The organism is Clostridium culturomicium, assembly GCF_000821305.1.
GTDB classification, from domain to species: domain Bacteria; phylum Bacillota; class Clostridia; order Clostridiales; family Clostridiaceae; genus Clostridium_J; species Clostridium_J culturomicium.
On sequence record NZ_CCXK01000001.1, the window covers coordinates 1 to 15,038 of the forward strand.

A 15,038-nucleotide genomic window follows, 5' to 3' on the forward strand; every position below is an offset into this window, starting at 1 on the left:
ACAATGTTCACTGTGTAATTTTGAGAGAATATTCTCTTACAATCTGGTGATGATGCTCTTAATGGATACACCCGTTCCCATACCGAACACGAAGGTTAAGCATTAAGAGGCCGATAGTACTGCACGGGAAGCTGTGTGGGAGGGTAGGTGGTTGCCAGGTTTTTTTATGGTTCGCTAGCTCAGTCGGTAGAGCACATGACTTTTAATCATGGTGTCCGGGGTTCGATCCCCCGGCGAGCCACCAACAAACCTATGTAACTATAGTTAACTTTAAAGAGTTACTATGTTTATTATAGATTAATTTATATGCGGGAGTGGCTCAGTGGTAGAGCGTCACCTTGCCAAGGTGAACGTCGCGAGTTCGAATCTCGTCTTCCGCTCCAAATAAGCGTCTTTAGCTCAGCTGGATAGAGCAACGCCCTTCTAAGGCGTGGGCCAGGAGTTCGAATCTCTTAAGACGCACCATACATGGTGAATGTAGTTCAGTTGGTAGAGCGCCAGATTGTGGTTCTGGTTGTCGTGGGTTCGAGTCCCATCATTCACCCCATAAATGGTTCGCTAGCTCAGTCGGTAGAGCACATGACTTTTAATCATGGTGTCCGGGGTTCGATCCCCCGGCGAGCCACCAAAAGCACTTCATATTGAAGTGCTTTTTTTATTTTAACTTTGTTTTTATAAATAAAATTAAGAGATTTCTACATAATATATTAGTTCGATAAAACTTGTTTCAATGATTTGGTGTGAAGGCTAGTAATTTTGATATTTAGGGCATTTAAGATTTATAAATAATAAAGACTTTGAGTTTGAATAGAAGATTAGAAATAAAAGCTATATAATAGGTTTAGAAATGATGTATAAAGTTATCAACAGTTGTTAGCAAATAGTACACAAAAGAAAGATTTTTTGTGAGCATGTGTGGATAAGTTGTTGTATTATAAATATATAGTTTACGTGTATTACATTTAGAGGAGGCAGAGAAATGATTTTCGAAAAGGAAACTACTACTGTAGAGTTTGTTAGAAGACCTAATAGATTTCAAGGTTATGTAATGATTGATGGAGAAGAAGAGTTAGTTCATGTTCCTAACACAGGAAGATGTAAGGAAATATTAATTCCAGGCTGTAAAGTTTTATTGAGAGCTGAAGATGGAGCAAATAGAAAAACTAGGTTTAGCTTAATAGCAGGCTATAAAGGTAATAAATTAATAAATATTGATTCTCAAGCACCAAATAAAATTGTTGATGAAGCGCTTAAAAATAAGAAGATTAAAGGCTTAGAGAAATATAATAACATATGTAGAGAAAAGACTTTTGGTAAAAGCAGATTTGATTTTAAACTTTCTAATGATGATGGAGAGGAATATTATTTAGAGGTAAAAGGGGTTACATTAGAAGAAAATGGACATAGTAGATTTCCAGATGCCCCAACTGAAAGAGGAAGAAAGCATTTACTGGAATTAATTGATGTAGTTAACACAAGAAAGGGTGCAGGAGTTATTTTTGTTATACAGATGGAAGGAATAACTACATTTTCACCTAATGATGATACAGATAAAGCATTTGGGGATGCGTTAAGATTTGCAAAGGAAAATGGGGTTGATATTTTTGCTTATTCTTGTAAAGTAACGGAAACATCTATAGAATTAACAGACAAGGTTGAAATTATTTTATAACTATTAATTTTATAATTATTAACAAAAAATACCATTGATATGTGGTTGAGATATATAAATGATAATCTCTTCACATAATCAATGGTATTTATTTTATGATTTTAATCTAATAAGGCTTACATTAAGTACATTATCAACATAAGACACTTCAGCTTCATCTATCATCATTCCAATTAAAGATAATTCTGAGTAGAAATTTTCATTACCGTTTAACTCCCAATAATATTCTTCTATATCCTGTCTGCGCGGAGTATTTAGAAGTGAGGTAAGTTTAGTAATATTTTTTTCTGTAAGTTCAGAGTTAATTGCACTGAAGTTGAGTGTTATTGCGTCATCTTTTGTCTTAAAATCGATGTGTATATCGTCACAGCCTAAATTAACTAAATAACTTGTAAACTCACTGAGTAAACTTATATTTCTTTGACGAAGATGTTTCATAACTAAATTTCCTTTCTAAATGCAGTAATTAATGGGACAAGGAACATACATACTATTCCCCCAGCAAAACCATTATTATATAATATCATTCCGCCATGTAGGTATGAGGTGTTCATAACTATTACAGCATGAAGCATACCAGCTACAATTCCCCATATTGGACCGAATGAACCAGCGATTGGTGCTAAAGTTGTACCAAATAGAAGTGCTAACATAACACCTGGAGCGGTAATGTCGAAGATGTTTAGTGTTGTACACAATATAATACCAAGCATTATAGGAATTATATTTCTAAGATGTTTACCAAAAGCTCCAAAACCAACAATAGTAAGCACACCTCCAAGTGTAGGACCATTTAAGTCACCACCTAAAGCGGCTACAAGGAAGAGTGAGAATAATCCAAGTATACCCATATTCATTAAAGTTGGTCCTATTCCAAATAATAGATAAAAGTCTGTTATAAGTTTACCAGAGCACTTTTTAAATTTCCTCATGTGTTCAAAACTTTTTCCATTTAATATGTATCCTAAAATAATCATTAATATAAATAGTGATGAAAATAGAATAATAAAATGAAGGTTATATCCAGTTAACCATAGTAATCTAGTTTCAAAGTCAATGCCTATAGATCTAAGTAATGACATCAGGACTGTTCCGATAAGACCTGCAGCTAAACCAACATTATATAGACTGTAACCCTGATGAAGTCTGATACAGGCAGATGCTATAGGAGGAAGTAAAAACCCCACAATAGAACTTATTATAAATCCTATTGCTATAGCAGGAAAACCTGACATGGATCCATTTGCTATTACTTGAACAAAGGCTGGCGATAAAGTTGTACCAAATATAGCCGTAACTATGTACTTAGAGAAGTTTTCTTTCTGAACTCTTGAGTATACCCATATACCAAATATTATTGGCCATATATTAAAGATATTCTTACCAAACAGAGAAAAACCTGCTACGGTAAATATACCAGCAATTATTGTACCCGATGGTTTTACATCTAAAACTAACATTAATATTACATAAATAATAATTAGCAGAGCACAGTTAATAAGAGTAGCACCAATTCCACCTACTGCCATATAGTCAGTTATAAGAATATCAGGACTAAGAATAATTTCTTTTAAACCTAATATAACTTCACTAGGTGAACTGAATAAAAATGCCACAAGTATTAAGATAACACTAAGGTATAAAAATAATTTATACGGTAATGAAATTCTTGAAGTAAAGTCTTTTATAATAATCAGCTCCTTTGAATTGTTTACACCGTAAAGATTAAGGTGTATAGTTAGAATGTATCGATAAGGCTTTACGTGTTTATTATAACAAGTTTATGGTTGTATAACTATAAAAATATATTAGTTTAAAAAGAAAAGTCGTGGTAATTTATGGGTTATATCTTAATTAACCAGTTAATAGATATAATATTGATATAAAAGTCGTAATAATTATAGATTAAACTTAGGTATGAAAGAGGTAAAGAAACATGGGATTGGATATAGTAGTATTTAATTGTGAAAAATGTCCTGATTTTAAGCAAGGTAAATGTGATGGAAAAGAAGTAAGTTGTATGTGTCAAAAATGTCCAAGGAACTTAGGTCAATGTTTAATTGTTCGATACTGCAGAGAAACCGAATCCGTATTAGATTGCTTTGATTATTAACAATTAAAAACTTATCATATAATTTATATGAGGTAAAATTAATTAATCTATAGATCTGATTTGATAAAATGCCATTTTTAGAATTTTACATAACCTCGTATAAAAAGGCATTAATTGAAGGATTATATATTTAAAATATATTTTCTAGGAGTGTGGCATATGAGGTTAACTAGTGAAATAAAACAAAGGATAGCTCAAAATTGTTCTTTTTATAATGAAAGAAGTTATTATCCAGATAAAGTTTTGTTACAGTTAGAACAAAGCTGCAATAACTGTCAAAATTTCGTAAGAGGCCATTGTATTAAAGAGGTTCTTGACGATATTTATACAAATATTAGGCTTAATTAAGCCTAATTACATATTGTGTTTACAGAATATTTTAAATATTTAGTTGATGAACTTCTATTTAAATGTTAAAATGTAATTGATTACAAGTCAGTTATATGAAAATATTTACTTATTTTAGGAGGTTTAATTATGCATAAGAAATTATTTATACCAGGACCTGTAGATGTTGCACCAGATGTATTAGAAAAAATGGCGATGCCAATGATTGGACACAGAAGCAAGGAAGCTTCAAGAATTCAAAGACAAATTAGTGATTATATGAGAATAGTTTTTAATACTAAGGAAGAAATTTTACTTTCAACTACTTCAGGTAGTGGACTTATGGAAGGTGCTGTTCGTTCATGTACGGCTAAAAGAGCTGCAATTTTTGCAGTAGGTGCTTTTGGTAAGAGATGGTATGAAATGGCTGTAGCAAATAATGTTCCAGCAGATATGATTGAATCTGAATGGGGACAACCTACTACACCAGAGATGGTAGACGAAGCGTTAGCAACAGGTAAATATGATTTAATAACTGTAACACAAAATGAAACTTCAACTGGTGTTATGAATCCAATGGATGAAATCGCTGCAGTAGTAAGAAAGTATCCAGATGTAGTATTCTGTATCGATACGGTAAGTTCAGCAGCCGGCACTGAATTAAAAGTAGATGAGTGGGGAGTAGACATATGCATAACATCAACTCAAAAAGCTATAGGTCTTCCTCCAGGAATGTCAATGTGTTCATTCTCTAAGAAGGCTATAGAAAGAGCTAAAACAGTTCCTCATAGAGGTTTATATTTAGATTTATTAGGATTATATGAGTATATTCAAAAGAAAGATTATCAATATCCTTCTACTCCATCATTATCTCATATGTTTGCACTTGAATATCAATTAGATAAGATTATAAATCAAGAAGGATTACAAAATAGATTTGACAGACATATTGAAGGGGCTGAAATAGTAAGAGCATGGGCTAGAAAGCACTTCGAAATATTCCCAAATGAAAATTATATGTCTAATACATTAACTAACATAAAAAATACTAGAAATATAGATATAGCTGCTTTAAACAAAGCTCTTGGTGAAAGAGGGTTCCAAATTTCTAATGGTTATGGAAAGCTTAAGGACAAGACCTTCAGAATAGCGCATATGGCTGAAAGAACTCCTGAAGAGTTAAAAGAGTTATTAGCTAATATAGATGAAATATTAGGATTTGAGGATTAATATTTTTTAGGGGGGATTAGTTATGGTAAGAGTACTTGTTACTGATGGTATGAATAAAGACAGCATAGCTACTTTAAGAGATAGTGGTTATGAGGTAGTTGAAAAATTTTATGAGCCAGATGAATTAGGAGCTGCATTACAAGATTTTGATGTAGTTGTGGTTAGAAGTGCTACAAAAGTTAGACAACCTATTATTGATAAGGCTATGGAATCAGGAAGATTAAAGCTTATAATCCGTGGTGGAGTAGGTGTAGATAATATAGATGTAGCTTATGCAACTTCTAAGGGGATAAGAGTTGCAAATACCCCGAATTCAAGTAGTGCTTCTGTTGCAGAGCTCGCTCTTGCTCATATGTTTGCAGTATGCAGATTTGTTAATATATCAAATGTAACTATGAGAGAAGGTAAATGGGAAAAGAAAAAATATAGTGGCATAGAGATTGGAGGAAAAACCCTAGGACTTGTTGGATTCGGAAGAATTTCTAAATCTCTTGCTGAAAAAGCTAGTGCATTAGGCATGAAGGTTATATATACAAATAGAAAAGGAAAAGTTGATGGCTATGACCAATATGAATACTGTACTTTAGAAGAGTTACTTACAAAGGCTGATTTCGTATCTCTTCACATTCCATTTATTAAAGAGCAAGGAACTACGATTGGTAAAGCTCAATTTGATATGATGAAGGATGGGGCTGTTCTAATCAACTGCGCTAGAGGTGGGGTTGTAGATGAAGCTGCGTTACTTGAGGCCTTAGATAGTGGAAAGCTTCGAGGAGCTGGAATTGATGTATTTGAAGTTGAGCCAGCGACTAATACTGCATTAATTAATCATCCAAAGGTTTCTGTTACTCCACATATTGGAGCAGCAACTAAGGAAGCTCAAACAAGAATTGGAGCTGAAATAGTACAAGTTATCTTTGACTTCTTCAACAAATAATAAAATCTAAGGAGGACATAGTAATATGGCAGTAGTAAGACCTTTTAAGGGTATAAGACCAACGAAAGAATTAGTTGATAAGGTTGCAGCTCTTCCTTATGATGTTATGAATACAGAGGAAGCAAGAGAGATGGTTAAGGAAAATCCTTATTCATTCCTTCATGTTGATAAAGCCCAAATAGACTTACCAATTGAAACTAATCAGTATGATGAGATAGTTTACAATACAGCTAGAGGTAATCTAGATAAAATGAGGGAAAATGGGACTTATATTCAAGATGGATCTCCATGTATGTATGTTTATAGACAAGTTATGGATGGAAGAGTTCAAACTGGAATAGTGGGATGTACTTCTATTGATGACTATATGAACAACATCATAAAGAAACATGAGAATACAAGAGCCGAAAAGGAAAGGGATAGAATTAACCATGTTAATTACTGTAACGCTAATACAGGACCAATATTCTTAACCTATAGAAATGTTGGAGAAATTGATGAGATAGTAGCTAAATATACAGCTGAAGAACCTGAGTATAATTTTGTATCAGAAGATGGGATTTCTCATATTATATGGGTTATAGATAATGCTTCTGATGTAAAAAGACTTGAAGAGTTATTCAGTGGAGTAGATTATCTTTATATAGCAGATGGACACCATAGAGCAGCATCAGCTGTTAATGTTGGTAAAATGAGAAGAGAAGCTAATAAAGAATATACTGGGGAAGAGGAGTTTAATTTCTTTTTATCAGTTATATTTCCTGCAGATGATCTTTATATAATGGACTATAACAGGGTTGTTAAGGATTTGAATAATAATTCTAGTGAAGAGTTCTTGGCTAAAGTAAATGAAAAATTTGATGTTGAGGAATATGTAGGTGAAGGACAATATAAACCAGAAGGAAAAGCAATGGTTGGTATGTACTTAGATGGAAAGTGGTATAAGTTAACAGCTAAAGAAGGCACTTATGATCCAGCTGATCCAGTTAAGAGTCTTGATGTTTCTATTCTTCAAGAGAATGTTCTCACTCCAATACTAGGAATTGATGATCCAAAAACTAGTGATAGAATAGATTTTGTTGGAGGGATAAGAGGTCTTGGGGAATTAGAAAGAAGAGTAGCCGAAGGTATGAAGGTTGCTTTTGCTATGTATCCTACAAGTATAGAGGAGCTTATGAATATTGCTGATGCAGGAAAATTAATGCCGCCTAAGTCAACTTGGTTTGAACCAAAACTTAGAAGTGGAATATTCGTTCATGAGTTAACTTAAAGTACTATAATTTAGTATTTTTAATATAGTGTAGTATAATTAGAAGATAAAATTCTAAAAATAAAGCAGCATAGGTAAATGGAGTATTTAAACTCCAACTACCTAGTGCTGCTTTTTATTATTTTATAGAGAAGAACAAGTGAATTTATTTAGCTTCATTTATTTTTTTACGACTTTCTTCATTTATTACAGATTTTAGTTGCTTTAGGTAATCAGAAAATTCTACCTGTTCAGTTCCATGTTCTAGATTAAGTTTGTACTCTAGAGGAAGCCATGTAGATATGTCTGCCTGATTATGTTGAAATAGGACTTCCATTTTATCGAGAGCTTTATAAATCTTAGATTCTAGTGTTTCTTGAGATTCCATTTCTTCAAATAGATTTTTTAGTTTAGATTGATATGGAGCAGGAAGGGAGTTAAGCCAATTATTAATTTGCTTGGTTTCTTCCACTTCATGGTCGTCTGTTTTAAGGAAAACTGGTATGTCACCAGTGAACGCTTCGCCTATGTCGTGAAAAATGCACATTTGCAGAATTTTGTTTATATCAGCTTCAGGAAATTCATCAGATATAAAGTAAGCCATTAGTGAAAGGCTCCAGCTGTGTTCTGCAACGCTTTCGTGTCTTCCGCTTGAAGTCCAAGAATGACGGGTATTATTTTTTAAGTTTTCAGCAATTTTCATTGTTTACAATAAAGTTTTTATTTCTATTTTATATCCCCCATTTATTCATAATAGTTTGAATAAATTATATCAAAGTGGAAAAATAATTAAAACAGTTGAATTATAATATTAAAGAATATAAAATTGAGGTATTCATTGTGATGATATTTAAGCAGTGAATAAATTTTAGTCTTCACTTATAAAATAAAACAATAGGAGGTTGTAAGTATGGCTAACCATATTTTTTCAAGAACAGAATTATTAATAGGAACTGATAGTTTAAATAAATTAAAGGGGAGTAAGGTAATCATATTTGGAATAGGCGGGGTAGGAAGTTTCACTACTGAATCTTTAGCTAGAAGTGGTGTTGGAACATTAATCCTTGTAGATAATGATGATATATGCCTTACAAATATAAATAGACAAATACATGCGACAACAAAGACCTTAGGTAAAAGTAAGGTTGAAACAATGAAAGCAAGGATATTAGAGATTAATCCTGAATGTCAGGTTATAACTAAAGAAACCTTCGTAAATGCAGATAATGTTGCAGAAATAATTGGAACTGAGGCTGATTATGTTGTAGATGCTATAGATACAGTTACATCAAAACTAGATATAATTCAGTATTGTAAGGAAAATAATATTAATGTCATAAGCTCTATGGGAACAGGAAATAAGTTAGACCCATCAAGATTTAGAGTTACAGATGTATATAAAACCTCAGTATGTCCTCTTGCAAAGGTTATGAGGCATGAGTTAAAGAAAAGAAGAATTAAAGGATGTAAAGTAGTATTTTCAGATGAGCTTCCGTTAAAGCCATACAGGGAAGTAGCAGAAGGATTAACGATGGAATCAACTAAAGCAGCTAGAAAAAGACAAACACCAGGAAGTATTGCCTTTGTACCACCAGTAGCAGGGATGATAATTGCTAGTGAAGTTGTAAAAGATTTAATGAAGTAACTTTTGTGATAAATATGACATTTAACTATAAGTAATAATAAAATTACTCCTATTTTTATTCTAAGGAGTAATTTTAAGTAATTAAAAAATTTAAAGTTTAATTTAATGTAAGAAATCCGTTAGTAAAAAGAGTACTAACGGATTTTCTGTATTTTAATTATTTATTTTACTAATTTATATAGAGTTAAAGCGTAAATTTCAGTGGATTTAACTAAATCATCCATAGTAATGTATTCGTCAGGTTGATGTTCAGTTTTTGCAGAGTCAGGAAATACCATTCCAAAGGCAACACAATTATCTATGGCTCTTGCATAGGTTGCCCCGCCAGAAGCTTCAGGTATGGCTTCAAGACCAGTTTCTGCTTCATAAACTTCTTTGAGTGTTTTAATTAAGAAGTGATCTTCAGGGACGTAACTAGGGGCAAGCCAGTCATATTCCTCATAGCTTAAACCATATTCTTCACCTTTAGCTTTAATTACATCTATAATCTGGTCTTTATCAGCAGTAACAGGAATTCGGATATCTAGACAGATAGTTTCGGTATCTTTAGTAATATCTATCTTACCGACATTTACAGTTAATTTTCCAGAGATGTCTTCACAGTCTGGAAGAAGATTAGAAAGAGCAACATTCTCACCAATTACTTCGGCTATAAACCTTATTGAGTTTGAAGTGTAGCCAAGCTTGTTAAGAGCAATGGCGAGTCTAGAAATTGCATTTATACCATCTGCACTGCTCGCAGAATGGACACCTTTTCCGAGTACATATATGTTATTATCCTTAATATCATATTTAAAAGTGAGATTATCAAGAATTTCTTTCATTGAAGGTAGTTCTTTATGAGAGCAAGCGTACATGGCTTTATCAGGAACAGAGTTAAAGGCATTACCTGCAGTAAGCAGCATATCACTAGTGTTTTTGCAAGTAAGCTTTGCTTGAAGAAGCCCTTTTTCAGAGTTTATACAGAAGAATTTACTATCAGGAGTAATACCCATAGATGGAATCTCTTCGCCATTGCTCTTATATCGAGTAATTCCCCTCCATAAGTTTTCTTCATCAGTTCCCAAAATAACTCTTATTCTTTTATTAAGCTTAACGCCAGAGTTAAGTAGAGCTTTTATGGCGTATATGCAAGAAAGTGTTGGACCTTTATCGTCTTGGGTTCCACGTCCATATAATTTATTATCTTCAATGGTTAGCCTATATGGAGGATGAGACCAGGCAGAAAGGTCACCTTCAGGGACAACATCAAGATGTCCTAGAATGCCAATTAACTCTGGACCTTCACCAACTTCTGCATAACCATAATATCCATCTTTATCGTAATAGGTTCTAAAGCCTAAAGAATTACAGATATTAAGGGTGCTTTTTAAACATTCATCAATTTCCTTTCCAAAAGGATAACTAGAAGCTGTTTCATCAAGAACACTTCTATAACTTACAATTTCTTTAATTGCTTCTACTAAGTAAGGAACAAGGTCATTTACTTTTGACTTTATGATATCTTTATTATTCATGATTTCCTCCTCAACTTGAATATTATTAAGTAGAGAGATTACTCCCATTGATTTAAATAATCATATAAGGCTGGATAAACATTTAAGCTACTCATTAGGGACATATATTCAGTCATAGCATCTAAATCTTCATCAGTTTCTTTGATAGCCCTTATCATTAGATTTTTAGGAGTCTCTAATGGAGATATATATTCAACAACAGATACCTTATATCCTTTAGCTTTAAGCATAAGAGTTCTCATTCCATCAGTTAATATATCAGCCATTCTAGCTTTAAAAATACCTTGGTCTAGTATACTTTTAAATGGAGCGTAAGAATATTGGCTAAGCATTTCTCTATGGCAGCAAGGAACTGCAATAATAATGTCAGCTTCAACCTTTATACCAAGAGCTAAAGCCATGTCGGTGGCGGTATCGCAAGCATGAAGAGAAATTACTACATTTATATGTTTTGAAGGTTTATATTCATTGATGTCAACTGCATGAAATTCCATGTTTCTATATCCTAAGTTTGAAGCCATGGCTCTAGAGCTCTCTATTACAGTTTCAGAGTGGTCAAGGCCGATAAAATGGCACTTGTATTTTTTTACATCAGTTAAATAATGATTTAAGACAAAGGAAAGATAGGATTTTCCACAACCGCAGTCTAAAATGTTTATTACTTGGTTTCTAGGAAGATCATCTAAAATATCTTCAAGCAGCTCTACATAATGATCAATTTGATTATATTTTCTAATCTTATCATTTTTAATTTTTCCATCTTTACTCATGATACCAATTTCCTTTAACAGGGCGTCGGCCTCACCAGCTTTGATATAATAATCTCTGTTAAGCAGAGTAGAGGTAGTTGCAGCAGGCGTAATATCTTTTTTTACTTTATTATTAGAAGCTGTAGGAGATGCAGATAGATCATTATTAGTATCTATTGTTTTCATAGCCACATTTTTGTTATCAGCAGTGATTAGAAGAACTTCTCCGCGCTCACTGTATGTAAGTGAAAAACCTTCATAATTAGAACATTCATCTATAAGGTATTTGAAAAATTCATCAATATTTGATTTTTTAGTTATACCATTAAAGTTGAATTTAAGCTTACTCTCTTCAAGAGAAGCTGTACCTTTGAAGTTTTTTAAACCAGAAGTAAATTCAAAGTTTATGTGTTTGAAAATTTCTATGTTTTCATTAAACCTATTTTGTAATCCCATAAAAAATAAATTTAATTTGCTTATATTTGATTTATTCATAACAGCACCTTCTTTTTTTTAAATTTGTTTAGATTAACTATATGGTAACTTATAATCACTAAAACTACATGTAAATCTAAATTTAAGATTTAGATAGTGGGATTTGCTAAAAACACAACTTAAAATAATAGTAAAGTAGTATTAGTTAGAATGTGTACCAATGATAAGTATAGCAAAATATAGAAATACTAAAAAGAAAAATATAGGGTATGAAGAGTTATATAGACTAAGAAATATATTATTAAAATAAGCAATACATACTTATAAATTTAATAATTAATTATGATATAATATTTTAGAATGGGAGTGATACGTTTGAGGAAAAACAGAAACCTTGCCATAATTGTAGTTATATTCGTTATTATGGCCGCAATTGCCGTTGTTGATAACACTAAGGGCATATTCATCCCAGTATTTAAGGAAAGTTTTAATGCTAACAATACAAGTATGGGAATAATGCTTTCATCATGCTCCTTAGGATATATAATATTTACCTATGTAGGAGGTATTCTTTGTGAGAAACTAGGGCAAAGAAAGGTTATTTTATTAGGACTTACTATTATTATTGGATCTACAGTAATGATTGCTTCTTCTAATATATATATAATGCTTTTAGTAGGAATGTTTTTATTGAATATGGGAATTGCATTTGGATGTATAGCCATAAATACGTTAATTCCAGCCTTATTTGTTGCAATACAAGCTATCATGATGAATATAGCTCATTGTTCTTATGGATTTGGCTCTACAATAGGACAATTTACAATAGGAAGGATATTAGATTCAGGTATTGGATGGAGAAGTGTTTTTTATGGAATTGCAGCAATGTTTGTTATTGTTGTTTTAGTATTTCTTTTGATTAAAATACCATCAATTGAAAGTGAACATAAAGAAACAGGTGAAAAAATAAAGAATAAAGATGTATTTAAAGAAAAGTATGTTTATATTTATGCTCTTGCCTTAGGTACTTATATATTTGCAGAGATGGGAATGTCTAATTGGATTGTTAACTTTTTAATGGAGAGCTATAATTTCACTAGCAGTACAGGAGCTACATTTTTGTCAGTCTTCTTTTTATTACTAACCATTGGGAGATTAGTTGGAGGATTTGTCGCTGAAAAATTTGGATATCTTCAATCCGTTATAGCATCAATGGCTATTGCAATTGTATTATTAATAATAGCGCTAGTTGTTGGTAATAAAGCGTTAATATTAATTTGCATTACAGGTTTATTCTTTGCTATTACATATCCAACTATTGTAGCAACAATAAGTAAGGTATTTAAAGATAACACTGCATATATAACGGGCATTATTTTAACCGGTGCAAGTTCTATAAGTATGATACTAAATTTACTAATGGGAAGATTAAATGATGTTATAGGAACAACAATTACCTTTTACTTAATACCAACAAGCTTAACTGTTTCTATGATATTTGTAATTATAATATATAGAGGAAAGTATACTGCGTTTCAAAGAGGGGGCAAAAATATTGGGTAAAGGTCTCAATGTTACTATCACAAATACAACAAATGAAGCAAACAACTATATTATAAAAGCATCTGGAATAATAACAGGAAGGTTTACTATTATAGATCTAGATAATGACAATAAATCGGTACTTATTAAATTGAAGTTTTTTAAAGATTCAAAGGAAGGTATAGCAATATTAGAAGAAGCTCTGAGAGTTATGCTTCAGATTCTTATAAAAAGTAATGGGCTTCATAAGGTTAATATACTTTGTGATGAGACTATCAGCTTAACACCATTTACTAATTTAGGATTTCAATTAGAAGGATATATAGCAGAAAATAGTTTGGTTAATTCAAAATACGAAGGCAATTTAATAATGGGAATGATAGAAGAAGATTATTATAATAATGCTTATATAAAAGAGGGATATTTAAAAGGTGATAATATTGAAATAAGAGTTTTATCATCAGAAAATGCAGATGAACTGTTAGATTACTATGTAAGAAACAGAAGCTTTTTAAGTAAGTATGAACCATTTAGAGATGAAACATTTTTTACATTAGAGACACAAAGGCAGTCTTTAATAGAAAACTATAGAGAGTTTATCAAAGGACAAGGAGCTCACTTTGGAATATATAAAGATAATATAATGATAGGCAGAATAAGAATTAACAATATTATTCAGGGTGTGTTTAAGAGTGCGTTTATAGGATATTCTATTGATGAAAAGTGTCAAGGTAAAGGATATATGAAAGAAGCTGTAAAGCTTGTATTAAAATATGCATATGAAGAATTTGGCCTTCACAGAATAGAAGCAACTACTTTATTAGATAATGAAAGATCTCAAAGGGTATTAGAGGCTTGTGGCTTTACAGAGTTAGGTGTTTGTAAGGAATATCTTCTTATTAACGGTAAATGGAGAGATCATAAGATTTTTTATAGGAATAATAAGTAGAAAAATAAATATTAATGTAATAGGAAGCTGTATTGGAATAAAAGAATAATGCCAATACAGCTTTTATACTATAGAGAAAAGAGAATATTTAAGAGATAAGATATGTTTAAGGTAATATGTACACAGTAGATAGGGTAATACAAGAATCTTAAATGTGTAAATGAAAGTGTACATAATTTAATTATAGATTTGAATTATAATGTTAGGATTAAGATCTTATCATATTTGTTTAATAGTTATGAAAATATAATTATTAATACTTGTCCTAGTGTATCATCATAAGAAAAACATAGCAATTTAAAGGAACCATTAGAAAAATGATTACCAGTAGAGCAAATGGTTTTAAATAAGAATATATGGAGCTAAAATAATGATAATATATGTTTTGTCGCTGCAGTAAGCACTGACGAGAAACGACAACTTAACAAAACAAGTTTTAAAGAAATTAAAAAAACTTAAAAAGTTGTTGACAGATTTGAAAAAGTCTGGTAGAATAGTAAAAGTGATCGAGATAAATCGACGAAGAAAAAGAATTGGTCTTTGAAAATTAAACAGAGAAATAAAGGTAAAACCAGTTAATTTCGATAGAGATAATCTATCAATAAATGACTTTAACAAGTCAGCGAAACAATTAGAGCGCAGCTCAAACTTTTTAAATTGAGAGTTTGATCCT

The 15,038-nt window shown here is 31.7% G+C and carries 14 protein-coding genes, 5 tRNA genes and 1 rRNA gene; 15 read left to right on the forward strand and 5 right to left on the reverse strand.

Features of this window, described 5'->3' with window-relative positions; translation table 11 throughout:
* Window positions 1-42 precede the first annotated feature (42 nt).
* From rrf to sfsA, 7 genes are all read left to right on the forward strand, one after another.
* Window positions 43-160: ribosomal RNA gene (rrf, locus tag BN1075_RS00005) — 5S ribosomal RNA — on the forward strand.
* Window positions 161-168: 8 nt separating this feature from the next.
* Window positions 169-244: transfer RNA gene (locus BN1075_RS00010), tRNA-Lys, on the forward strand.
* Window positions 245-308: 64 nt separating this feature from the next.
* Window positions 309-383: transfer RNA gene (locus BN1075_RS00015), tRNA-Gly, on the forward strand.
* Between the two features lie 5 nt (window positions 384-388).
* A tRNA-Arg gene (locus BN1075_RS00020) sits at window positions 389-465 on the forward strand.
* A gap of 6 nt (window positions 466-471) precedes the next feature.
* Window positions 472-547 (forward strand) — tRNA-His (locus BN1075_RS00025).
* 5 nt (window positions 548-552) lie between these two features.
* Window positions 553-628, forward strand: a tRNA-Lys gene (locus tag BN1075_RS00030).
* 351 nt (window positions 629-979) lie between these two features.
* Window positions 980-1,672 carry a DNA/RNA nuclease SfsA gene (gene sfsA, locus BN1075_RS00035; protein ID WP_040190967.1) on the forward strand — a complete coding sequence of 231 codons (693 nt, stop codon included), beginning with the start codon at window positions 980-982 and terminating at the stop codon, window positions 1,670-1,672.
* A gap of 93 nt (window positions 1,673-1,765) precedes the next feature.
* On the opposite strand, the gene BN1075_RS00040 is transcribed toward sfsA, so the two are convergent.
* Window positions 1,766-2,110 carry a hypothetical protein gene (locus BN1075_RS00040; protein WP_040190968.1) on the reverse strand — a complete coding sequence of 115 codons (345 nt, stop codon included), beginning with the start codon at window positions 2,108-2,110 and terminating at the stop codon, window positions 1,766-1,768.
* 2 nt (window positions 2,111-2,112) lie between these two features.
* Window positions 2,113-3,288 carry a DUF1576 domain-containing protein gene (locus BN1075_RS00045; protein ID WP_235777731.1) on the reverse strand — a complete coding sequence of 392 codons (1,176 nt, stop codon included), beginning with the start codon at window positions 3,286-3,288 and terminating at the stop codon, window positions 2,113-2,115.
* Between the two features lie 320 nt (window positions 3,289-3,608).
* Between BN1075_RS00045 and BN1075_RS21845 the strand changes: the two genes are divergently transcribed.
* The 5 genes from BN1075_RS21845 (at window position 3,609) to BN1075_RS00070 (ending at window position 7,549) form a co-directional block, all read left to right on the forward strand.
* The gene (locus BN1075_RS21845; RefSeq protein ID WP_040190970.1) at window positions 3,609-3,785 is read left to right on the forward strand and encodes a hypothetical protein; all 177 of its coding nucleotides are present in this window, start codon (window positions 3,609-3,611) and stop codon (window positions 3,783-3,785) included.
* 159 nt (window positions 3,786-3,944) lie between these two features.
* On the forward strand, window positions 3,945-4,133 hold the full coding sequence (locus BN1075_RS00055; protein WP_040190971.1) for a hypothetical protein: 189 nt from the start codon (window positions 3,945-3,947) through the stop codon (window positions 4,131-4,133).
* A gap of 129 nt (window positions 4,134-4,262) precedes the next feature.
* Complete coding sequence (locus BN1075_RS00060) at window positions 4,263-5,342, forward strand: pyridoxal-phosphate-dependent aminotransferase family protein (RefSeq protein WP_040190972.1); 1,080 nt, start codon at window positions 4,263-4,265, stop codon at window positions 5,340-5,342.
* A gap of 22 nt (window positions 5,343-5,364) precedes the next feature.
* Window positions 5,365-6,279: a D-2-hydroxyacid dehydrogenase gene (locus BN1075_RS00065; protein WP_040190973.1), complete on the forward strand. Its 915-nt coding sequence runs from the start codon at window positions 5,365-5,367 to the stop codon at window positions 6,277-6,279.
* A gap of 25 nt (window positions 6,280-6,304) precedes the next feature.
* Window positions 6,305-7,549, forward strand: a complete 1,245-nt coding sequence (locus tag BN1075_RS00070; RefSeq protein WP_040190974.1) for a DUF1015 domain-containing protein — start codon at window positions 6,305-6,307, stop codon at window positions 7,547-7,549.
* Between the two features lie 145 nt (window positions 7,550-7,694).
* On the opposite strand, the gene BN1075_RS00075 is transcribed toward BN1075_RS00070, so the two are convergent.
* Window positions 7,695-8,231 (reverse strand): HD domain-containing protein, encoded by a 537-nt coding sequence (locus tag BN1075_RS00075; RefSeq protein WP_042386725.1) that lies wholly within the window; start codon window positions 8,229-8,231, stop codon window positions 7,695-7,697.
* Window positions 8,232-8,438: 207 nt separating this feature from the next.
* Between BN1075_RS00075 and BN1075_RS00080 the strand changes: the two genes are divergently transcribed.
* On the forward strand, window positions 8,439-9,173 hold the full coding sequence (locus BN1075_RS00080; protein ID WP_040190976.1) for a tRNA threonylcarbamoyladenosine dehydratase: 735 nt from the start codon (window positions 8,439-8,441) through the stop codon (window positions 9,171-9,173).
* A 161-nt stretch (window positions 9,174-9,334) separates the two neighbouring features.
* On the opposite strand, the gene BN1075_RS00085 is transcribed toward BN1075_RS00080, so the two are convergent.
* Together BN1075_RS00085 and BN1075_RS00090 are read right to left on the reverse strand one after the other, a co-directional pair.
* On the reverse strand, window positions 9,335-10,690 hold the full coding sequence (locus BN1075_RS00085) for a Sapep family Mn(2+)-dependent dipeptidase (protein ID WP_040190978.1): 1,356 nt from the start codon (window positions 10,688-10,690) through the stop codon (window positions 9,335-9,337).
* A 38-nt stretch (window positions 10,691-10,728) separates the two neighbouring features.
* Window positions 10,729-11,934 (reverse strand): class I SAM-dependent methyltransferase, encoded by a 1,206-nt coding sequence (locus tag BN1075_RS00090; RefSeq protein WP_040190979.1) that lies wholly within the window; start codon window positions 11,932-11,934, stop codon window positions 10,729-10,731.
* Window positions 11,935-12,249: 315 nt separating this feature from the next.
* On the opposite strand from BN1075_RS00090, the gene BN1075_RS00095 reads away from it, so the two are divergent.
* Window positions 12,250-13,437: an MFS transporter gene (locus tag BN1075_RS00095; protein ID WP_052406315.1), complete on the forward strand. Its 1,188-nt coding sequence runs from the start codon at window positions 12,250-12,252 to the stop codon at window positions 13,435-13,437.
* On the forward strand, window positions 13,430-14,365 hold the full coding sequence (locus tag BN1075_RS00100; protein WP_042386727.1) for a GNAT family N-acetyltransferase: 936 nt from the start codon (window positions 13,430-13,432) through the stop codon (window positions 14,363-14,365). The genes BN1075_RS00095 and BN1075_RS00100 overlap by 8 nt, the downstream gene beginning before the upstream one ends.
* Window positions 14,366-15,038 lie beyond the last annotated feature (673 nt).

Excerpts from the sequence above, each read along its gene's own strand:
- sfsA (WP_040190967.1), top strand. The coding sequence starts at position 980 with ATGATTTTCGAAAAGGAAACTACTACTGTAGAGTTTGTTAGAAGACCT.
- BN1075_RS00040 (WP_040190968.1), bottom strand. The coding sequence starts at position 2,110 with ATGAAACATCTTCGTCAAAGAAATATAAGTTTACTCAGTGAGTTTACA.
- BN1075_RS21845 (WP_040190970.1), top strand. The coding sequence starts at position 3,609 with ATGGGATTGGATATAGTAGTATTTAATTGTGAAAAATGTCCTGATTTT.
- BN1075_RS00055 (WP_040190971.1), top strand. The coding sequence starts at position 3,945 with ATGAGGTTAACTAGTGAAATAAAACAAAGGATAGCTCAAAATTGTTCT.
- BN1075_RS00060 (WP_040190972.1), top strand. The coding sequence starts at position 4,263 with ATGCATAAGAAATTATTTATACCAGGACCTGTAGATGTTGCACCAGAT.
- BN1075_RS00065 (WP_040190973.1), top strand. The coding sequence starts at position 5,365 with ATGGTAAGAGTACTTGTTACTGATGGTATGAATAAAGACAGCATAGCT.
- BN1075_RS00070 (WP_040190974.1), top strand. The coding sequence starts at position 6,305 with ATGGCAGTAGTAAGACCTTTTAAGGGTATAAGACCAACGAAAGAATTA.
- BN1075_RS00075 (WP_042386725.1), bottom strand. The coding sequence starts at position 8,231 with ATGAAAATTGCTGAAAACTTAAAAAATAATACCCGTCATTCTTGGACT.
- BN1075_RS00080 (WP_040190976.1), top strand. The coding sequence starts at position 8,439 with ATGGCTAACCATATTTTTTCAAGAACAGAATTATTAATAGGAACTGAT.
- BN1075_RS00085 (WP_040190978.1), bottom strand. The coding sequence starts at position 10,690 with ATGAATAATAAAGATATCATAAAGTCAAAAGTAAATGACCTTGTTCCT.
- BN1075_RS00090 (WP_040190979.1), bottom strand. The coding sequence starts at position 11,934 with ATGAATAAATCAAATATAAGCAAATTAAATTTATTTTTTATGGGATTA.